15 protein-coding genes and 1 tRNA gene are annotated in these 18,656 nt (G+C 54.1%); 7 read left to right on the forward strand and 9 right to left on the reverse strand.

What is annotated here, in order from left to right; all coding sequences use genetic code 11:
* Positions 1 to 20 precede the first annotated feature (20 nt).
* The 5 genes from phoU to AC0V6M_RS10950 all read right to left on the reverse strand — a co-directional run bounded on the left by phoU (position 21) and on the right by AC0V6M_RS10950 (position 5,476).
* The gene (gene phoU, locus AC0V6M_RS10930) at positions 21 to 689 is read right to left on the reverse strand and encodes a phosphate signaling complex protein PhoU (protein ID WP_486138824.1); all 669 of its coding nucleotides are present in this window, start codon (positions 687 to 689) and stop codon (positions 21 to 23) included.
* Positions 690 to 1,436: a phosphate ABC transporter ATP-binding protein PstB gene (gene pstB, locus AC0V6M_RS10935; protein WP_486139619.1), complete on the reverse strand. Its 747-nt coding sequence runs from the start codon at positions 1,434 to 1,436 to the stop codon at positions 690 to 692.
* A 38-nt stretch (positions 1,437 to 1,474) separates the two neighbouring features.
* The gene (gene pstA, locus AC0V6M_RS10940) at positions 1,475 to 2,740 is read right to left on the reverse strand and encodes a phosphate ABC transporter permease PstA (RefSeq protein ID WP_486138825.1); all 1,266 of its coding nucleotides are present in this window, start codon (positions 2,738 to 2,740) and stop codon (positions 1,475 to 1,477) included.
* A complete protein-coding gene (gene pstC, locus AC0V6M_RS10945) occupies positions 2,733 to 4,118 on the reverse strand; it encodes a phosphate ABC transporter permease subunit PstC (protein WP_486138826.1) in 1,386 nt (461 codons plus the stop codon). Before pstC ends, pstA begins: the two co-directional genes overlap by 8 nt.
* Before the next feature lie 98 nt (positions 4,119 to 4,216).
* The gene (locus tag AC0V6M_RS10950; protein ID WP_486138827.1) at positions 4,217 to 5,476 is read right to left on the reverse strand and encodes an ATP-binding protein; all 1,260 of its coding nucleotides are present in this window, start codon (positions 5,474 to 5,476) and stop codon (positions 4,217 to 4,219) included.
* 220 nt (positions 5,477 to 5,696) lie between these two features.
* On the opposite strand from AC0V6M_RS10950, the gene AC0V6M_RS10955 reads away from it, so the two are divergent.
* The 5 genes from AC0V6M_RS10955 (at position 5,697) to AC0V6M_RS10975 (ending at position 11,805) form a co-directional block, all read left to right on the forward strand.
* Positions 5,697 to 7,427 (forward strand): DUF6538 domain-containing protein, encoded by a 1,731-nt coding sequence (locus AC0V6M_RS10955; protein WP_486138828.1) that lies wholly within the window; start codon positions 5,697 to 5,699, stop codon positions 7,425 to 7,427.
* Positions 7,428 to 7,661: 234 nt separating this feature from the next.
* Positions 7,662 to 8,717: a DNA cytosine methyltransferase gene (locus AC0V6M_RS10960; protein WP_486139621.1), complete on the forward strand. Its 1,056-nt coding sequence runs from the start codon at positions 7,662 to 7,664 to the stop codon at positions 8,715 to 8,717.
* Positions 8,718 to 8,727: 10 nt separating this feature from the next.
* Positions 8,728 to 10,080, forward strand: a complete 1,353-nt coding sequence (locus tag AC0V6M_RS10965) for an ATP-binding protein (RefSeq protein ID WP_486138829.1) — start codon at positions 8,728 to 8,730, stop codon at positions 10,078 to 10,080.
* Between the two features lie 5 nt (positions 10,081 to 10,085).
* On the forward strand, positions 10,086 to 11,036 hold the full coding sequence (locus AC0V6M_RS10970; protein ID WP_486138830.1) for an O-methyltransferase: 951 nt from the start codon (positions 10,086 to 10,088) through the stop codon (positions 11,034 to 11,036).
* 235 nt (positions 11,037 to 11,271) lie between these two features.
* Positions 11,272 to 11,805, forward strand: coding sequence for a hypothetical protein (locus AC0V6M_RS10975; RefSeq protein WP_486138831.1), 534 nt, complete (start codon positions 11,272 to 11,274; stop codon positions 11,803 to 11,805).
* 60 nt (positions 11,806 to 11,865) lie between these two features.
* Here the strand turns inward: AC0V6M_RS10975 and AC0V6M_RS10980 are convergent, their stop codons facing one another.
* Entirely contained in the window at positions 11,866 to 12,417 is a 552-nt protein-coding gene (locus tag AC0V6M_RS10980; protein WP_486138833.1) for a recombinase family protein, read from the reverse strand.
* A 539-nt stretch (positions 12,418 to 12,956) separates the two neighbouring features.
* On the opposite strand from AC0V6M_RS10980, the gene AC0V6M_RS10985 reads away from it, so the two are divergent.
* Positions 12,957 to 14,576, forward strand: a complete 1,620-nt coding sequence (locus AC0V6M_RS10985) for a DUF1963 domain-containing protein (protein ID WP_486138835.1) — start codon at positions 12,957 to 12,959, stop codon at positions 14,574 to 14,576.
* A gap of 482 nt (positions 14,577 to 15,058) precedes the next feature.
* Here AC0V6M_RS10985 and AC0V6M_RS10990 read toward each other — a convergent pair whose 3' ends face one another.
* From AC0V6M_RS10990 to recJ, 3 genes are all read right to left on the reverse strand, one after another.
* Entirely contained in the window at positions 15,059 to 15,904 is an 846-nt protein-coding gene (locus AC0V6M_RS10990) for a hypothetical protein (RefSeq protein WP_486138837.1), read from the reverse strand.
* An 87-nt stretch (positions 15,905 to 15,991) separates the two neighbouring features.
* Positions 15,992 to 16,066 (reverse strand) — tRNA-Glu (locus AC0V6M_RS10995).
* A gap of 95 nt (positions 16,067 to 16,161) precedes the next feature.
* Positions 16,162 to 17,949 carry a single-stranded-DNA-specific exonuclease RecJ gene (recJ, locus tag AC0V6M_RS11000; RefSeq protein ID WP_486138839.1) on the reverse strand — a complete coding sequence of 596 codons (1,788 nt, stop codon included), beginning with the start codon at positions 17,947 to 17,949 and terminating at the stop codon, positions 16,162 to 16,164.
* Between the two features lie 82 nt (positions 17,950 to 18,031).
* On the opposite strand from recJ, the gene AC0V6M_RS11005 reads away from it, so the two are divergent.
* A complete protein-coding gene (locus AC0V6M_RS11005) occupies positions 18,032 to 18,520 on the forward strand; it encodes an NAD(P)H-dependent oxidoreductase (protein ID WP_486138841.1) in 489 nt (162 codons plus the stop codon).
* Positions 18,521 to 18,656: the final 136 nt, after the last annotated feature.

Genomic DNA, 18,656 nt, shown 5'->3' on the forward strand with positions numbered 1-18,656 from the left:
AAAGTAATGTCAGCTTGAGCCTACTGGTCGTCGTCCGGCGGATACTCGCCAGTCGCGGCGTAATGCACCATCTCAGCAACATTGGTCGCGTGATCCCCGATCCGCTCCAGATTGCGGGCGACAAAGAGCAGCTGGGCGGCGCTGGAAATGGTCGCAGGGTTCTCCACCATGTGACTCACAAGATTGCGGAAAATGCTATTGTAAAAGGCATCGACCTTAGCGTCAGTAGCGATCACTTCGCGGGCCAGATCTGGGTCGCGCGCAGCGTAAGCCGTCAGCACATCGTGCACCATTTCGCTCGCCACTTCACCCATGGCGGGCAGCAGGGTAAGCGGTTCAAACTGGTCTTTGCCGTCAATCTCGCCCACGCGCTTGGCAATGTTTTTCGAATAGTCGCCAATGCGTTCAACTACGCCTGCAATTTTCAGTGCGGCAATCACTTCGCGCAAATCATCCGCCATCGGCGCGCGCAGGGCAATGATCCGCACTGAGAGCTTGTCGACTTCGGCTTCGAGCGCATCGATCTTCTTGTCGTTCTTGACGACTTTCTTGGCGAGCTCTTGGTCGCCGCGCACCAGAGCATCGAGCGCGCCCTGAATGGCAACTTCCGCAAGACCGCCCATCTCGGCGATCAGACCGCGAAGCCGGGTGATGTCCTCGTCAAAGGCTTTGACTGTATGTTCTGCCATTTAACCGTACCGTCCCGTGATGTAGTCTTGAGTGCGCTTTTCTATCGGGTTGGTGAAAATATCGGAAGTCGGCCCGTATTCGACCATTTTGCCCAGGTGGAAAAAGGCGGTGCGCTGAGAAACGCGCGCGGCCTGTTGCATGGAGTGAGTGACGATCACGATCGCATAGCGACCGGATAGTTCGTCGATCAATTCTTCGATTTTGGCGGTCGCGATCGGGTCCAGAGCAGAGCACGGCTCGTCCATCAGGATGACCTCTGGATCAACCGCAATAGCGCGCGCGATGCACAGGCGCTGCTGCTGACCGCCGGAAAGCGCGGTGCCCGATTCGTCGAGGCGGTCCTTTACCTCGTCCCACAAGCCAGCGCGGGTGAGGGACTTTTCGACGACCTCGTCAATGTCGGGCTTCTTTTCCGCCAACCCGTGAATCTTCGGGCCATACGCGATGTTTTCGTAAATCGACTTTGGAAACGGATTTGGTTTCTGGAACACCATGCCGACGCGCGCGCGCAGCCGAACCACGTCCATCGCATTGCCATGAATGTCTTCGTCTTCCAGCTCAATTGTGCCGGTAACGCGCGCAACCGGAATGGTATCATTCATGCGGTTGAAGCAGCGCAGAAAGGTCGATTTGCCGCAACCAGACGGCCCGATGAAGGCCGTGACATAGTCGGGTGAAATGTCGATCGACACCTCATCAATGGCTTTCTTGTCGCCATAATAGACCGACACATCACGCGCGCGCATCTTTGCGTTCGTGTCTACCAATTTCTCGTGAATGACAGTCACCAGGTCTTCTCGAATTTGTTGCGGAGGTAAATGGCGAGGCCGTTCATCAACAGGAGGAACAGCAGAAGCACAATGATAGCCGCACTTGTCCGTTCGACAAAGCCGCGGTCGATTTCATCGGACCAGAGGAAGATTTGCACCGGCAAGACGGTTGCTGGAGAGGTGAAGCCATCGGGCGGCGTCGCCACAAAGGCGCGCATGCCAATCATCAGCAGCGGCGCTGTTTCACCCAAAGCGCGTGCCATGCCGATGATCGTACCGGTTAGCATGCCCGGCAGGGCCAGAGGCAGCACGTGATGGAACACCACCTGGACAGGGGAGGCACCGACAGCGAGCGCACCGTCACGGATCGACGGCGGGACCGCCTTAATTGCATTGCGGCCCGAAATAACGATCACTGGCATGGTCATCAGCGCCAAGGTCATGCCGCCTATTAGCGGCGCGGATCGCAGGTTCGGGAATAAGGTGAGGAACACTGCAAGCCCGAGCAAGCCGAAGATGATTGAGGGCACGGCCGCGAGGTTGTTGATTGAAACCTCGATAATGTCCGTCCAACGGTTCTTCGGTGCATATTCCTCTAGGTATAGAGCGGCGAGCACACCGATGGGAAACGCCAGCAGCAGCGTGATCGTCATCGTCAGGATCGAGCCCTTTAGCGCGCCCCAAATGCCCACCTGCTGCGGGCTGGTCGCGTCGCTGCGGGTCATGAACCCGGCGTCCCAATTCTTGGACAGCTTGCCATCGCTGACCGGCTGCTGGGCGAGCGCCTGCATTTCAGCAGAGCCTTCACCCGACAGGCCAGAGGCAAGGTCAGAGGAGGCGGGTAGGTCGAAAGTGTGAGAACCGCGGATCAGTGAAGGGTTACTGATCAGATCGCTGGCAACATCGCGCCAGGCCTCATCGCTAACTTCTGCTGCGCCAGCCTCGCCAAGCTCGCGCTCAGCATAGAACTCGACCACCGCGCGCAGGCCCTGCGTTTCGAGCGATTGAAGTGCACCCGGAGAGCTGAGCGATTGCGCATCGCCCGTCAGACCTGCCTCGGCGAAATCAATCGGCACGGCCAGCTCTGCGCGTTGAAACCCGCCGATCCCGTTCATCAGCATATTGCCGAGTAGGAAGATCAGCACGGCGACGGAGAAGACGATTGCGCTGAGCCCGAGCGCGCGGAAACGCCGCTCGGAGCGATATCGCTGCTCGATCCGCTTGGCGAATTCCGGCGTGCGCGTTGGATGCACCAGTTCTGGATTGGCGGTGTCAGTCATAGGCCTCTCGGAAGCGTTTGACGACGCGAAGAGCGATAAAGTTGAGCGCCAGTGTGACCATGAAGAGGACAAAGCCTAGCGCGAAGGCACTGAGGGTGGCCGGGTGATCAAAGCTGCCTTCGCCGGTCAGCATCTTGACGATCTGAACGGTAACGGTGGTCATTCGCTCGAGCGGATTGACCGTCAAGTTGGCTGCGGTTGAGGCGGCCATCACCACAATCATTGTCTCACCAATCGCGCGGCTGACGGCCAGCATCACGCCCGCGACAATGCCGGGTAGGGCGGCGGGAAACAGAACCCGGCGGATGGTCTCTGATTGGGTTGCACCCATTGCGAGGCTGCCATCGCGCATGGCGCTGGGCACGGCGGCTATGGAATCATCGGCCATGGACGAAACGAACGGGATGATCATCACGCCCATCACGACGCCGGCGGCCAGCGCGCTTTCAGTTGAAGCGCCGGAAATGCCGACCGCGACCGCCATGTCGCGGATCGCCGGGGCGACTGTAAGCGCGGCGAAATAGCCATAGACGACCGTCGGGACGCCGGCGAGAATTTCAAGCGCTGGCTTTACCCAAGCGCGCAGTTTCGGGTTGGCATATTGGGTCAGGTAAATCGCGCTCATCAGGCCCAGCGGGATCGCGACAATCATCGCGATGATCGCGCCTATAAAGATCGTGCCCCAGAACAGCGGTATCGCACCGTAGCGCGTACCATCAGCGGCCTCAGGATTGCTCATCGGGTCTGGGCCCCAGAACGAGCCGAATAGGAAGTCGATGGGCGAGACCATGCCGAAGAAACGCACCGTCTCGAACACGAGGCTCGCAAAAATGCCGAATGTGGTCAGGATCGCGACCAGCGAGGCGAGCAGCAGCACGATCATCACCGTGCGCTCAACCCGGGTCCGGGCGCGGAAATCTGGTTTCACCCGCAGGAATGCAAAAGCGCCGCCAGCAAAGGCGATCATCACTGTCACGACCAGCCCGATCAGATTGTAATGCGAGATCGCCTCGCGGAATGGCTCGATCAGGGCCTCCGCATCAGAATTGAACACGCCTTGCGCGCTGCCCGTAGCAACGGCGCGGGCCTCTGACAGGATCGAATCGCGTTGGAAACCGAAGGAAGGGAGGCCTTCCGCACCAGGCGATGCCAGCACGGTTTGCATTACCAATTGCGGGGCTAGGAACGACCACAGCGCGACAAATGCCAGCACAGGCAGGACAACCCAAACGGCAACATACCAAGCGTGATAGGTTGGGCGCGCAACCAGGCGCACATTGGCGTCAGACTTTTGGAAGCTCCATGCCTTCGCACGGCCCGCCAGCCATCCGGCAAGGCCAAGACCAATAGCAATCAGGATAAGCGTAATCGGCGACATGTGTTAGCCCTGTTTACCCCTGAGAATCGCTACAGGATCAGCACCAATTTGAGTGCCTGCGCCCGCGATGTTGAAGAAATAAGACAAATTCATGACAACTAATTGAGGGGGCTGGACTGGTCTGCTGCGCCCCCTTTGATATCGCTGTCTTTTGTGCCCTGCTGCGGTTGATCATTTTCTTGTGTTTCGAGCGGGATTCGCACGATCACCTGAGTGCCTTGACCCAATTCGCTCTCAATTTCGAGCCTGCCGCGATGACGCTCCACAATATGTTTTACAATCGCGAGGCCCAATCCGGTTCCGCCGGAGGCTCGGCTGCGTCCTGGATCGGTGCGGTAAAAGCGGCGGGTTAGGTGCGGCAAATGTTCGGGCGGAATGCCTTCACCTGTGTTGGTGACGGTCAGCCGGGCCTGCTGCATGTCCTTAGAACGAATAAGGTCGACGGCAACTGGTCCATCCTCTGCGCCATATTTCATCGCATTATCAACGAGGTTGCGCACCAATTGCTCCAATTGCTGCATATCACCGCGAATATGCACGGTCTCAAATTTGCCGAGTTGTAGCCGCTCGAGACGTTCAGCGCCTGCCGCGTCGCGCGCCGCGCGGGCTACTATCGGCGCAAGCTCCATCAGTTCGCTAGGCTTATCGTGCTTTTCGGCCTCAATCCGCGATAGCGACATCAAGTCGGACACCAGCGCTTGCATGCGATTGGCCTCGCGCTGGATAGTGCCGAGAAACTTTTGTGGGATCGGCGAATCGAGCGTCTCTTTGCCGTCGCTGAGCGTTTCGGCATAGCCAATGATGCCTGCCAGCGGCGTACGCAGTTCGTGACTGGCATTGGCGACAAAGTCGGTGTGCGCCCGGCTAATGTCCGCCTCGGCGGTTTTGTTGATGAGCTCGATCACTGCAAGTTTTTCGTCGATCGCCTGACGGTTGATCTGCCAGATGTCGCGCCGCTGCACGAGTCCGCGCACGACCGCGCGTCCATTGCGCCCCTTTGACAGCAGCGAGATCGCCTTTGGCTGGCGAAAGGCCATGCGCGCGTCCTGCCCGACAATATGCTGGCCCAGCATTTTGCGCGCGGTGCGATTGGCGATGGCGATTGTGTTGTCTTCTGTAACAAGCAGCGGCGTTGACGAGTTCTCGATCAGATTGCGCATCGCATCCTGGGTAATCGGCGCCTCGGTCTTCGTGTTCGGCGGATCGGGCGCGCTTGAGGTGGCGAGCACCAAAGACCCGAGCCACAAAAGCAAAGCCGCGCAGGCAACGATCAGGTCCACGCCCAGCAGCAACAAAGCTACAAACGTGACCAGCGCCAAAAGCGCGCTCACTGGAGGGATAGAGTGTTGGCTGCCCATCGCGATTTCGCCTGTAACCCCAAGCGACTAGCGTGGGAAGGGCACAGTACGGTTTGCGCCGAAAATCGGCGTTTAAAACTCTGGTTCTGTAAGGAGGTGGTGACCCCTACGGGAGGGGTTACCAAACGCAAGTTACACTCTTGTATCCTTGAAAAATACTTATAGACAATATCTTAATTAAATTCAACTGTGATACAGTTATGTGATACAAGGATGGTGAATGAGCAAGAATGGCATACCGTATGTGTCGATGCGCAATGGCGTGTATTGGTATGTCAGGCGAGTACCTGCTGCGGTGAAGCGGGACGCTGTTGCCTTCAATCGCTTCTTTGATGGAGTGGACTCATTTAGACGCTCGCTAAGAACCAAAGATCAGACTGAAGCTTTTGCTGCTGCATCGGTGCTGAACCGACGTTTTGAACAGCTAGTCTCTGTTGCACTTTGTCGTACGGCGATCACCGAGAGTTCAAGTGCTGCTCTTCGTGTTCCTACTTCTTATGATCTCGGTCAGATTGCCCACTCAATCCGGGAAGACATGGTCGGAGAATTCGGCCGCATTATCCTGACTGCAAAGAATAGCGATGATGCGAACGAATATCTGGAATGGCGTTTCGAAAATGAGGCCGATGAGAATGCAAAGCTGCAGAAGCTAAAGGATGCCGGGTCGCAGCGTGCGACTGAGAGGGAAATCGAGATAGCCAAACAGTACATTGAACGCTTTGGGCTTGATGTGACGGTTGGTTCTGCGGTGCATGGCGCGGTATTGTCAGCAGTAAGGGAAGGGCGGCTAGAGGGCAAAAGGGCTGTCAGCGAGATGTTAGAAGGAAGGACCAAGCCAACGCCGTCTGCCTCACCGCTGATTGCCGAAAGCCTGAGCAAAAAGATCGATGGAAAAGCGAGCAAGCTATTCTCTGAGGTGGCAATGGCTCAGAACAACCACAAATTTTTCCCGCCTAAGACCTTGCAGAAGCGCAAGAAGGCACATGACGAGTTTCTTTCGCTTGTCGGAGACATACCCATTGAGGCAATTGAACGAAGCCATGTTAGAGATTTTGTCGAGCACGTGGGGAGCAGAAAAGTGGGGGGACTTGATCGTCCAATCTCCAAGCAAACGCTTCAGAGCTACAAGAGCGCAGTATCGTCCGTAATTGGTTTTGGTATCGACCGTGATTGGAGGGTTGGTCCAAACCCTGCTGATGGCATTGATCTTGATGCATACACAAAAGTGAATTCTGCAGAGACCGTCGTGAATTACCGACGGTTCTTTGAGGGTGAGTTGGTTGCGCTTTTCAAGTTACCGCGGTTCGCAGGGTGCGTGTCTACCAGCCGAATCAATGAGCAGGGCTCATACTTGTTGCAAGACTCGAGGTTTTGGGTTCCTGTCGTGGCGCTCTACACGGGGGCTCGCGACGCTGAGCTTGGCGGACTTCGGCTTTCAGATGTTAGTTTCGAGCCAGTTCCGCATTTGCATTTGAGAGATAACGAACATCGCAAAATCAAGGGTAAGCCGGGTCAAGACAACGCAAGGCAAGTGCCCATCCTCGATATCCTGTTGGATTTGGGATTCAGGGAGTATTGTGCTCGATTGAAATCGAGAGGGGAAACTCGTGTATTTCCTGACTGGAAAGCATACACCGCGTCATCCGATGACTTGAGATGGAGCAACAGTGCTTTCATCAAGGAATTTCACCGGAATGTACGGGACAAGCTATTCCCCAAAAGGCAAGGCGAGAGCCGGAGTCAGCTCCGGTTCTATTCTTTCCGGGGTGCTTTCAAGAAACTCCTACTCACCACGGGCAACAAATTTTACGCAGATATTGTTCTTGGCCACCAGCTCGAAGACCTAGACGCACGCTACGTCGGTTCGATTGAGATTGAAGAGCTTCATCGAGAGTTTCGTGCACTTCGCTATGAGAAGGTTAAGATTACTTCACGAAAACCGCGTTTATGACCGGTTCGCATCAATGCTTACGGCATCTGTGCCGCTTCACGTAAGCAGAATCATTCTTTAAATACCTGATAAATATAAGTATTTACTTCATACTCTGTAGCATCGTTCGTAGCAAATTCTGCGCTTTATCCTCGTCAGTATGCTAGCTATCACGCCGAGGAAATATAGCGATCGACACACCGGCCCGACTTTGTTAGTGCGGTACGAAAGGAGCTGCACATCAAACTCAAGGCTATAGACTTCTTTTGTGGTACGGGCGGCTTCTCGCTTGGCGCTGCAAATGCGGGCTTTAACGTCGTGGGTGCATACGACGTCGACGAGCATCTGACATTTTCGCATCGAGCTAATTTCCCTGACACCAAATTGGTTTTGTGGGATGTCGCCGATCTCAAAGGTCGGGAGGTCATTGATGAGTTTGGCGAAGAAATTGATCTGATTTTTGGAGGGCCACCTTGTCAGGGCTTTAGCATGATCGGCCACAGATCAGAATCTGATCCTCGCCGCGACCTATTGGGTCACTTCTTCAGACTGGTTACGGAAATTCGCCCGAAAGCCTTTGTCATGGAGAACGTGGAGGGTCTGCTTCTTGGTCAAGCACGCACTGTTCTCAGTAAAGCGCAGCGTTGCGCGAAGAGTGCTGGCTACACGGTCTTAGAACCGATGGTGCTGAATGCAGCCGACTTTGGTGCGCCTACAAAGAGACGCCGTGCGTTTGTTATCGGTTTTTTGCCAGATCGATGCGCCAAGATCACAACCGAGATGTTCCAGCCCAATGGACAAATGGCAGTGACCGTCGGCGATGCGCTTTCCGGTCTGAGTTCTTCAAGACCTTTGGCTTCAAAGGAAGGTGTTTTCGACCAAAATCAAATGACTTCTAGTGAAGAGCTTTCGGCCTACGCTCGCAAGCTAGCGTCTCCAGACCTTACTTTTACTGGTAATCATCCAACCAAGCATACATCCAAGGTCGTCAAACGTTTCTCCGAGGTAAGGCCGGGGAAGTCTGATCCCATTGGGAAGCACCACCGTTTGAGACTAGATGGACTCTGCCCAACCTTGAGGGCTGGCACTGGCTCCGACAAGGGCTCGTTTCAGTCGGTTCGTCCCATACACCCAGTTGAAGATCGAGTAATTACGGTAAGAGAGGCGGCAAGACTACAAGGGTTCCCAGATCGTCATCTATTCCATCCCACCAAATGGCATAGCTTTAGACAGATCGGTAACAGTGTAAGTCCAATTATTTCAAAAGAAATTCTATCAGTTGTGTATCGCCAAATAAAAGATTACGCCTAAGCACACGAATTTGGATGAGGGGGTTTCTTTGACTACGATAGAGCCAGCGCAGGACGATCCACTTTCGGTTGATGCTTCACCGACCAAGTCATTTTTTGTTCAGATCATTGTCAAAGATATTCAACTGGACAAAGCAATTTTGGACTTGGTTGATAACTCAATAGATGGTGCGAAACGACTACGGCCGGATGGGGACTATCATGGTCTTTCAGTAGATATCGATCTTTCAAGCGAAGGCTTTCAGATTTCCGACAATTGTGGCGGGATACCCTTAGAAACTGCTAGGAAGTATGCCTTTAAATTCGGCCGTGCGGAGGGTTTTGAAGAGACCGACTTCTCCGTTGGACAATTCGGTGTCGGCATGAAGCGAGCGCTCTTCAAAATGGGAAGAGAGTTTGAGGTCGCATCCTCATCACCATCTGAGAAATTCGATATTGAGGTGAATGTCGACAAATGGATCAAGGCTAAGGATTGGGATTTCAGAGTCTCAAACCTTGAGGTCAAAGAAATACCGGTGTCAGAAACGGGTACCTCAATTTCGGTTCGGCGGCTACACGATGGTGTGAAAACCAGTTTCGATAGTGATCTGTTCTTTCGGCGCTTAAAATCTGAACTTGCAACAACCCAACAGCACTTCATGAGAAACGGATTGGTCATTTCGGTCAAGGGTGAGGCGCTCATAACGAGTGAATGGCAACTTAAGTCTGGTGAAGGGATCGAGCCATTCTATCAGGAGTTCTCTGACAGCATCGGCGGGAGCCACCCGCTCAAAACAAGATTATATGCTGGAATAGGTGGTTCAAAGAAAGCTGACGCGGGCTGGTACGTGTTCTGCAATGGCCGCTGCATCTTGAATGCCGATCAAGGCTCTCGGACGGGCTGGAGTGAGACCACTGCGGATGGCACGAAAGCGCCAAAGTACCACGGGCAATTTTCTAGGTTCAGGGGTTACGTTTTCTTGGACTGCAAGGACGCGAGCGTTCTGCCATGGAATACGACTAAAACAGACTTGGACTATGAACACGCCGCTTATTTCAAGCTCCTTGAGCGCATGATCACCTCGATGAGGCCGGTTATTGATTTCTTGAACGACCTCGATGCTGAGAATGACTATGAAGAAGGGGATCGTGAACTGACAACTTCGGTTGCGAAGGCTCAGCTGACACCAATCGACACGCTCACGGAACGTGCCGTCTTTTCCTACAAGGCGCCCAAGAAAAAGGGGCCGCCGCTTACCACTATCACATACAAGCGCCGGCAGGATGAGGTGGAGACACTGAAAGAGTTTTTGGGTGCAACGTCAAACAAGGTAGTCGGCGAAAAGTCATTCGATTTTGCCTTCAACAACTTGGTTGAAGATTGATCGCAATGACGGGTAGTTTCTCCAAAATTGACTATCGCCTTCGCCCTGCAAAGCACGCGGAAAGGGGTATGCTTTGCGAGCTTTTTCGACGGATGAAGTTCTGCAAGCCAGATGATTATCAGTACATCGGATTTGGCTCAGTAGCTTTCGTAGATTTCCGCATAGTGCATCGAGCCTTGGGGCTGAAAAGAATGTTCAGCATTGAAGACGCTAGAACATTGAAGATCAAAGAGCGCTTTAAACAGAATAAGCCCTTTCGGTGTGTCAAGATGGTCTTTGGAAACTCGGCTAAAGCGCTACCTCAGATTGATTTCAAGAGACGCTCGCTCGTTTGGCTCGATTATGATGATCAATTCTGCGGAGACATGGTTTCTGACCTGAGAACAGTGGCCAGCGATCTTGCGAGCGGTTCGTTTATTGGATTGACCTTTTCAAATCAGGTCCCATTCGAAGAGCCGGAAGTCTCTGAGAAGATTCAGCAATTGAAGGATCAATTTCCTGACTATGTAGAGGAAGATGCAAAGATCGCAGACTTCTCCGGCGGAAAGATTGCTGAATTTGCGCGTACGGTAATCACGGAAAAGCTTCTAGATGTCTTGGGCAAGGCCGATGCGAGTAAAGCAGCGCCAGAACGTCGCACTCTCAAGCAAGTTTGCTATATCCGTTATCGGGACAACGCGTCGATGACGACGCTTGGATGGATGGTTGTCGCTGAGAAAGAACTTGCTCTCTTTGATGAATGTGACTTCGAAAGCTTGGAATTCACATCTGAGTCCGAAGTTCCGTTTACCATCAAAGTGCCAAAGATCACTCCACACGAGGTTAGGGCGTTGGAAAAGTTCATTCCGAACAAGCCAGCGGCCAATCATCTGAAGTGGATACCAACGCGTGAGAAGGATGCGTTTTTCGAGGCCCATCGGTACCTACCCAGTTTCGGCGTAATCGAGCCAACCTGATAGACACTTGCTTGCTTCCAGTTTGGCCAGTGACTAGTCTCTCCCTTGCATCGGGTCAGTCCTCGGTGTGAGGCTTTAGAACCTCAAATCACAGACGCCGGTCAACTATTGTTGGCCGGGTGGCCGTTACGTATGTCCAGAGCATCCGCTTAAAGGTAGCGGCGCTCGGACGTCTGTGCTGAGTTCTAAACACCCGGCTTTGACCGGGAGGCCTCATCCAGAATGTGAGGCTTATATGAACCAAACTCAAACACTTGCTATTATTGGCGGCTCTTGCCTGGTCGTCGGCTTTCTACTCGGTGTCGTATTGTCGACCACCCATGAGTCACCTCTACCTAGAGTGAGCCCAACAGAGGTTGCAGATATGGCCGAACCCAACGCACAGCGCATTAATCTAGGTCAGATGCATCAGTCTTGTACCAGCGGCGATGAGCTTGAATGCACCGAGCTACATAAGGCTTGCGAGCAGATTCTGAGTGTTGGCACCCTAAACTTACATGAGCTTGGGAGCGCGTACGAGAACGCAAACATTGATGCGTTTGATGTTGCATGTGCTGAAGAAAGCAAACGAGCGGTCGAACGATTGATGGCACAAACTCGTCGCGAAGCTCGCAGCACTAGGCCACGTAGCGATTTCAGCTCTCAAATGCTGAGAGATTTGAAAAGCACCGCTGAGGCATTGGAGCTATCTTGCAGCCGCTACGGCACGAACTGCGACGAAGCTAGTTTTGTTCGGCAGCAATACGAAGATGCGAGCTTAGGCCTCTGAATTGTTCAAGCTTGCCCTGAACCATATTACCGTTTCAGGGCAAGCCGTTTGGAGATAAGCTCATTCGGAGCAAGCCAGAATTCGATAAACGCTAGCTCGTCCGATGCCCATCTCTCTAGCTATCGCAACCCCACCCATACCAGCCGATTTGAGCTCGCGTACCTTGTTCGCATCAATGCTCGCTGGCCTACCTTTATAGACGCCTCGCTTCTTTGCCTTCTCAATACCCTCGCGCTGTCGCTCCTTTCTGATGTCGGTTTCAAATTCGGCTACAGCGCCTAGAATGCCAAGTACGAGCTTACCCATACTGGTCGTCGTATCGACTGCGCCTTGTTGCAAGCAGCGGAAGCCGACTTGCTTTACTTGAAGTTGGTCGATGATGGTGTGCAGGTCTTTGCCAGATCGAGCCAAGCGGTCCAGACGCGTTACTACCAACGTATCCCCCTCTCTCAGCCAATCTAAGCACTCCTGAAGCGCTTCGCGACCTTTCGCTGTCGTTCCGCTCATCTTCTCTGAGAAGAGCTTCTCGCAGCCGCTATCGGCTAGCTGCTGGGTTTGCAGCTCAAGGCTCTGTGAGGTGCTGCTGACACGGGCATATCCAACAAGGGTCATTCTGCTTCTCCTGTCTCATTTAACTTTAGAGCCAGGTGAAAATACCGCCTCGAACTGGGAGGCTAAGTCATATGAGACGTTCCGTGGAAGCCGCGAGACGCCTCGGATGAGTATACCAAAATGAGAGTCTGCTTCCGGTTCAAGACAGTTGTTCAGTTAGTGTCGGATTCTGGGGGTGGAAGCGGACTGTCTGGTTCGCGTGCCGATGCGTGGGGAAATAATCTTTGATCCAGTCCTCGTGACCAAGGAGTTAGCTATTTCTTCTGTCCTGTTCGGGACACAAGGTTGGGCTTTCCATGAACTCACTGGCCCGATGGGAAAGATGTTGTCCAACATCCTTACCACTTTCGCCGATTTCGAAACCGATCCGCTCCGCATCCGGACCAGTAAAGGCTTGGTAATCAGCTCAAGCGGTCAGAGAAACAGCAGCATGAACTCTGTCCCATGCAAGCCACCGGAGAACACTCCATCAGTCATCTGGCTGAAGTGTTTTCCATATCAAGTCCAACTGTTTATAGGACTCCAAAGCGGGAAACTTTTTGACAAAGGCCGATCCTTTGAAACAAACTTCGGTTACTCTCAAACGCCAAGCGCCCATCCGCTTCGATGAAGCGCCTAGATCTTGGCTGGGTGGACTTCCAATGATGCCTAGGTTCACGAAGTGGCCACGTGACGGCGAAGGTGCTCCATTGCACTTCATTGCTCAGATATGCTGCGATGATTTACCAGAGTCGCTCTGGAATGGTTTGGGGCCGCGCAAAGGTTGGCTTTTGCTCTTTGTAGAGACCTTGAAGCTTGAAGACTATGCCGAGAACAAAACCGTGCAGGTGTTACACAACTCTCGCTTAGGCTCCGAGCGCCAACCACCGAAGGATGCGCCTACTGTCCGCCACTCGATGTCCGATTACATCGACTACACATCCCCCAAGATCAGGCCAGGTGTCCCGAAGCTCTGGCGTAAATGGCCTATCGACATCGTCGTACAAGAATATGACCCGGCTGAAATCGGGTCTGAAGAGTCGGGTCCCACTGGGAATCAGGGCGAAGACCTTTACGAAGCACTATTGGCGCAAAATCGGGTCAACAAAAACTCTCAGCCATTAGATCGGCCACTGACATGGCGTGGCGCTCGTTATGTCATCGAAGGTCTTCAAAGAGATTTGCAACCTGACGACTTTGAACGCAGTTTTGTCGGAGCCTTCGGACTGCTTAGCGCGCCAGAATTCGACCACGACGGGTTGCGCAAAGAAATCAGCCAGCGCGTCATGCAAAGCCCAGACTATCAAGGCGGGCCAGTCCATAAGTTTGGCCGGTACAGTGAACTTTTTACGCGTGTTGAAAACGTAGTGCGCGCTGAACGCCGCACCGGATGGGCTAAAAGAGCTTACGCTTACTTCGATGCTGAAATCGCCAAATTTGCAAGCAAGAAGGACGAGCTTGAGCAAGCGCACGCAGAAGGACGGACAGATGCAGTGGCACAAATTGGCGATGTAATTCTGCCATTGAAAGGGGTGCTATGGAACATCGAACGCTTTGCAGGATATCGCAAAGCCCTCGACGAAACGCTGGCGATGTATCCTGGCCCTGATCCTGAAATGGCTTTGACAGAAGAGATAGAGCATCTTGGCCGCGAATACCTAGCGTGGGGTGTTCGAATGGCGGAAGGGGTCAAGGCTGCGATGAAGGAACTAGCAGCCAATGATCCGCAAACCCTTATCAGTGCTTCGTCATGGAATCAGTTGACGCGTGTATTTTCCGAGGTTTCCCCAGAATATTGGGCCAAAGGTGACGGTGTCCTAGAAAAAAGCCGACGTAATATTAATATGAAACGCCATGTCAGGATGGCAATTCGCGAAGACATCTTTGACCTTTATACCCGAGACAATAGCGCCTCAGAGACGCTTATGCGGGATGTCCTCCCAACTAAAGAATCTGCAAAGCACATCGAGCCGGGCTTGGCACATCGAATGGGAGGGCGGCCTGACCTGATCCAAGGTGACGCCGTTGACGATTGCGAACAGCTTCTTTTCCAGATCGCTAGCGACTTGGCGATGGGATGGATGTGGGGCGATCTCGGTGCTCTCTACGTCACCATCTCAGAGGACGACTTAGGTCGAACGCAATTTGGGCATGTCAATGCGCGGATTGAGGGGCACTAAAAAGAAAATGCTACCTTACCAAATCGCCTCTTACCGAAGGAGACCTCGGTGTAACGACGTCTCAAATTGGGTCGTTACCGGAATGTCTGCTCTGTTCATCCGCTCGTGTCATTCCGTACCGATTGGCGACTACATTGTCAGAAGCTCAGGGAGCGTTCCTAAGAGCGCTTACGCCGTTACTGCGCTGAATTGCAGCGACCCATTTGGTATGCTCCAGAACGCATCCTCGTGATGCTGACTTACCAATTCGACATAGCCTTGGCTCTGAATGGCTAAAGCGCCGTACCAGCCGCCAGATAGGAGGCACCGTAATGATGGAGTCCGTGCCGGCTAAGACTTCGACGTTGACGCGTAAACAAACCTAAATCCTCTGCATTGGGCTTCAACTCAAGGCGGGCTGGCGCGAGGGCACTGTTGCAGGTGTATAACCGAAACACGAAAGAGCATTTTTGATGATCAATCTGTAAACATTGCGCCAACAGTTAGTGGATTGAAACTGCATCCCAGAAGTCTTTGTCGCGTCCAGAGACGAGGTTCCAAAAGTCCTCCGCTAAAGCCGTTCCCGCATTGGAGATGAAGTCTCGGCGGTAACCCAAACGGTCGTCTTTGCGGCGTGCATATTTGAACAGGTAATTAGGGTACGTTCGACTTTCGCGTTCGAACATCTTGATATGCGATTTCTTGTTGTTGGCCTTTGGGTACCCACGAAGTCCATGCCCGCAAGCCCGCTCAATCGCTTCCTTGATCGCAGCCATATCTGTAGCATCATAGAGAGCAGCAAGCCCATGCAGATGCAGCCCCACTCGTTTGGGGTTTGACCAGTCTTTGCTCAGCCGACTTTGTTTCCCTGACCCTTCCACAACAAATCCGTATTCCCAGCCACCGTTAGGGCAGTTGGGTAACTTGCGGAGTTCTTTCGCGGTACGCTCTGCTAATTCCGAACGTGGGTCACGTCCTTCATTCAGCCATTGGCTCTCGAGTTTCGGGTGGACGCTGATGTCGAACTTTACAAAACCATACTCATGCATGCTCATGGCGAGAAGATCGAATTTGAACCATCGAGATAGGTCTTTGTACTGTGGGAGGGGTCTTCCGTTGACTTGTCGGCTAAGTGGAAAGGCAGTTCGTCTGTTACCACCAAGCGGAGCATCCACTCCCATAAAGGGGGAAAACGGCTCTAAAGGTATCGACCCAAACCGATGCTTCAAGATTGAGCAAGATTTGAGTTGTCGAATCTGACGGTCGATTTTCTTGTCGCGCTCGATGCGTCGATTCTCTCGACCGCGCGATTTCTTCGTTCCGAAATTTCGATATAGGGTGTTTTGCATGCGTTTTTTCCTTCTGTGTAACAACTGTGTGATACAAAGAGAAAAATCGCCGCCGTAAGATATTGCTTTTTAAGCAAAATCGAAAGGTGGTGACCCCTACGGGAATCGAACCCGTGTTTCAGCCGTGAAAGGGCCGCGTCCTAACCGCTAGACGAAGGGGCCACACTTGTGTGCGAGGCCGCGCATCTAGTGGGGTAGTGGTTGGCGGTCAAGCCTGTAATCGAAGAACTTTGGCGTTTCTTGGCGGTTTCTCGCAATCAATCAGCAAAGGCAGCGTCTTCGAGGTGCAATTCTGCCGCAGGGCGCGGCCCCCAATCGTCGATCTTTGCGCGCCCCGCGAGATGAAAACGGCGCCCCTTGGATCGGTGAATTAGGGTCTGCGCCATTTCCGTTTCCGCCGCGCGAAAGGCAATGGCTTTAAACGACTTACCATCTTCACCTGCCGCAATCAGGCGCAAGTGATCCTTGCCAACAATATCGGCCTTTATGATGCGCACTGGCCCGACAGCCAAGCGCGGGGCAGGCCAGCCGACCCCGTAGGGACCCGCCGCCTCTAGCGTCTCTACCAGCTCTGGCGTCAATCCGCCGGGCGCAACCGACAGATCGAGCTGCATGCGCTGGCCGAGGCGTGCGCGCTCAATATCCTTGGCGAGGCGAGTGTCGAGGAATTCTGCGAAAGCGGCGAGTTTGTCATTCTCGATTGTGAGACCCGCCGCCATGGCATGTCCGCCGCCTGCGACCAGCAGGCCTTCCTCCCGTGCGGCAATGATCGCCGCGCCAAGATCAACGCCGCTGATGGAGCGGCCAGAGCCTTTGCCTTGGCCCTCGGTTTCATCGCGCGCGATGACGATGGCGGGGCGGCCGGTCTTTTCCTTTATGCGCCCTGCAACGATGCCAATCACGCCCGGATGCCAGCCATCACCAGAAAGCACGTGAACCGCATGGTTGTGCTGCCCTTCAAGCTGCCGCTCGGCCTCTTCCTGGACTTCGGCCTCAATGGCGCGGCGCTCTTCATTCAATTGGCTTAGCTGTTCCGCTATGGCGCGCGCTTCTTCTGGATCACGCGTCGTCAGCAGCTTCACGCCCAGAGTCGATTCGCCAATCCGCCCGCCCGCATTGATCCGCGGGCCAAGGGCAAAGCCGAGGTCGCTTGCTTGCGGCGCGCGTTTGAGACGGCTCGCGTCCATGAGCGCCGCCATGCCAATCCGCTCGCGGCGCGCGAGAATTTTCAGCCCCTGCGCAACGAAAGCGCGGTTGAGGCCGTGCAGCGCGGCGACATCGGCCACAGTGCCCAGCGCGACCAGATCAAGCAGCGCCATCAGGTCGGGTTCTTTGCGGTTCTTGAAATACCCTTCGCTGCGCAGGTTTCTAACCAGTGCAATCGCGAGCAGGAATGCGACCCCGACAGCGGCCAAATGACCATGCGCGGCGGCAAGGTCGTTCTCATCTAGCCTGTTTGGGTTTACCAGGGCGGTGGTTGGCGGCAATTCGGCGCCGCATTTGTGATGATCGACGACGATCACATCCACGCCTTCATCGCGGGCCATGCCCAGCGCTTCGTACGCCATCGCGCCGCAATCGACGGTAACGATCAGGCTTGATCCCGAACGCGCGAGCTTGACTAAGGCTTCGCCGCTGGGGCCGTAACCCTCCAGCAAACGGTCTGGGATGTAATATCCGGCCTCCACATCCAAATCGCGCAGCAGTTGTACGAGCAAGGCAGAACTGGTCGCGCCATCGACGTCATAATCGCCGTAAATTGTGATCTGCTCTCCGCTGAGTACGGCTTTGGCGATCCGCGAGGCTGCGCTCTCCATGTCGTTAAACTCGGATGGATCTGGCAGAAAATCGCGCATGGTGGGTTTGGCGTGGCGGGCCACATCCTCGCGCGCGACACCCCGGGTCAGCAACAATTGGGTGAGGATATCATTCGTCAGCGTATTGGCCTCAGCCCCCAACTCCATATTGCCGCCGCGCCATTGCCAGGCGCGCTCTGACAGAGAAGACGCGACGCCTAAGACGTGAGAGATTGTGGGAGATGCCATATTGCAAAGCTTAGCCTATTGTTTCGCCGTGTGACAGCGCCGCGGATTGACAATCGACAGCCCGCTCGCTTGTGATGTCTTAATGGAAAACAATGCTCCGCTTCTCATTATCTGGCACAGCCGCACAGGGGCCAGCGAGGCTATGGCAAAGGCGGCGGCCGATGGAGCAGGCAAGGTGCGCACGCTTTTAAAGGCGCAGGATGTGACAAGCGCGGACTTGCTTTCAGCAGGTGGCTACATCTTTGCCTGTCCGGAAAATCTCGCGACGATGAGCGGGGCGATGAAAGAAATGTTCGACGCAAATTACTATGACGTGCTCGGACATATTGAGGGTAGGCCATATGCCAGCATCATTGCCGCTGGATCAGATGGGGAAGGGGCGCAGAGACAATTGGACCGGATCGCCACTGGCTGGCGCCTTAAAAGAGTAGCTGATTCCATGATCGTCAACTTCTCCGCGCAGACCCCGCAGAAAATTGCTACAGTGAAACAAGTGCCAACGGAAGCGCTGGAGCAATCACGCGCTTTGGGCCAGGCAATTTCCGAAGGTTTGCGGTTGGGAGTTTTTTGATCGCTTGCATGGGTTTCCCCGAGCAAATCCAAAACGGGACTCGACGATGAACAAGAAACAGGTCACTATCGTATTGCAAACGATCTGAAATTTCGCGGCGGGATGAGGAAGGGGGCCGGGATAATCGATCAAGACC

The organism is Erythrobacter sp. JB3-1, from assembly GCF_057364995.1.

Coding starts and splice junctions, on each gene's coding strand:
- phoU (WP_486138824.1), bottom strand. CDS start 689: ATGGCAGAACATACAGTCAAAGCCTTTGACGAGGACATCACCCGGCTT.
- pstB (WP_486139619.1), bottom strand. CDS start 1,436: ATGCGCGCGCGTGATGTGTCGGTCTATTATGGCGACAAGAAAGCCATT.
- pstA (WP_486138825.1), bottom strand. CDS start 2,740: ATGACTGACACCGCCAATCCAGAACTGGTGCATCCAACGCGCACGCCG.
- pstC (WP_486138826.1), bottom strand. CDS start 4,118: ATGTCGCCGATTACGCTTATCCTGATTGCTATTGGTCTTGGCCTTGCC.
- AC0V6M_RS10950 (WP_486138827.1), bottom strand. CDS start 5,476: ATGGGCAGCCAACACTCTATCCCTCCAGTGAGCGCGCTTTTGGCGCTG.
- AC0V6M_RS10955 (WP_486138828.1), top strand. CDS start 5,697: ATGAGCAAGAATGGCATACCGTATGTGTCGATGCGCAATGGCGTGTAT.
- AC0V6M_RS10970 (WP_486138830.1), top strand. CDS start 10,086: ATGACGGGTAGTTTCTCCAAAATTGACTATCGCCTTCGCCCTGCAAAG.
- AC0V6M_RS10975 (WP_486138831.1), top strand. CDS start 11,272: ATGAACCAAACTCAAACACTTGCTATTATTGGCGGCTCTTGCCTGGTC.
- AC0V6M_RS10980 (WP_486138833.1), bottom strand. CDS start 12,417: ATGACCCTTGTTGGATATGCCCGTGTCAGCAGCACCTCACAGAGCCTT.
- AC0V6M_RS10990 (WP_486138837.1), bottom strand. CDS start 15,904: ATGCAAAACACCCTATATCGAAATTTCGGAACGAAGAAATCGCGCGGT.
- recJ (WP_486138839.1), bottom strand. CDS start 17,949: ATGGCATCTCCCACAATCTCTCACGTCTTAGGCGTCGCGTCTTCTCTG.
- AC0V6M_RS11005 (WP_486138841.1), top strand. CDS start 18,032: ATGGAAAACAATGCTCCGCTTCTCATTATCTGGCACAGCCGCACAGGG.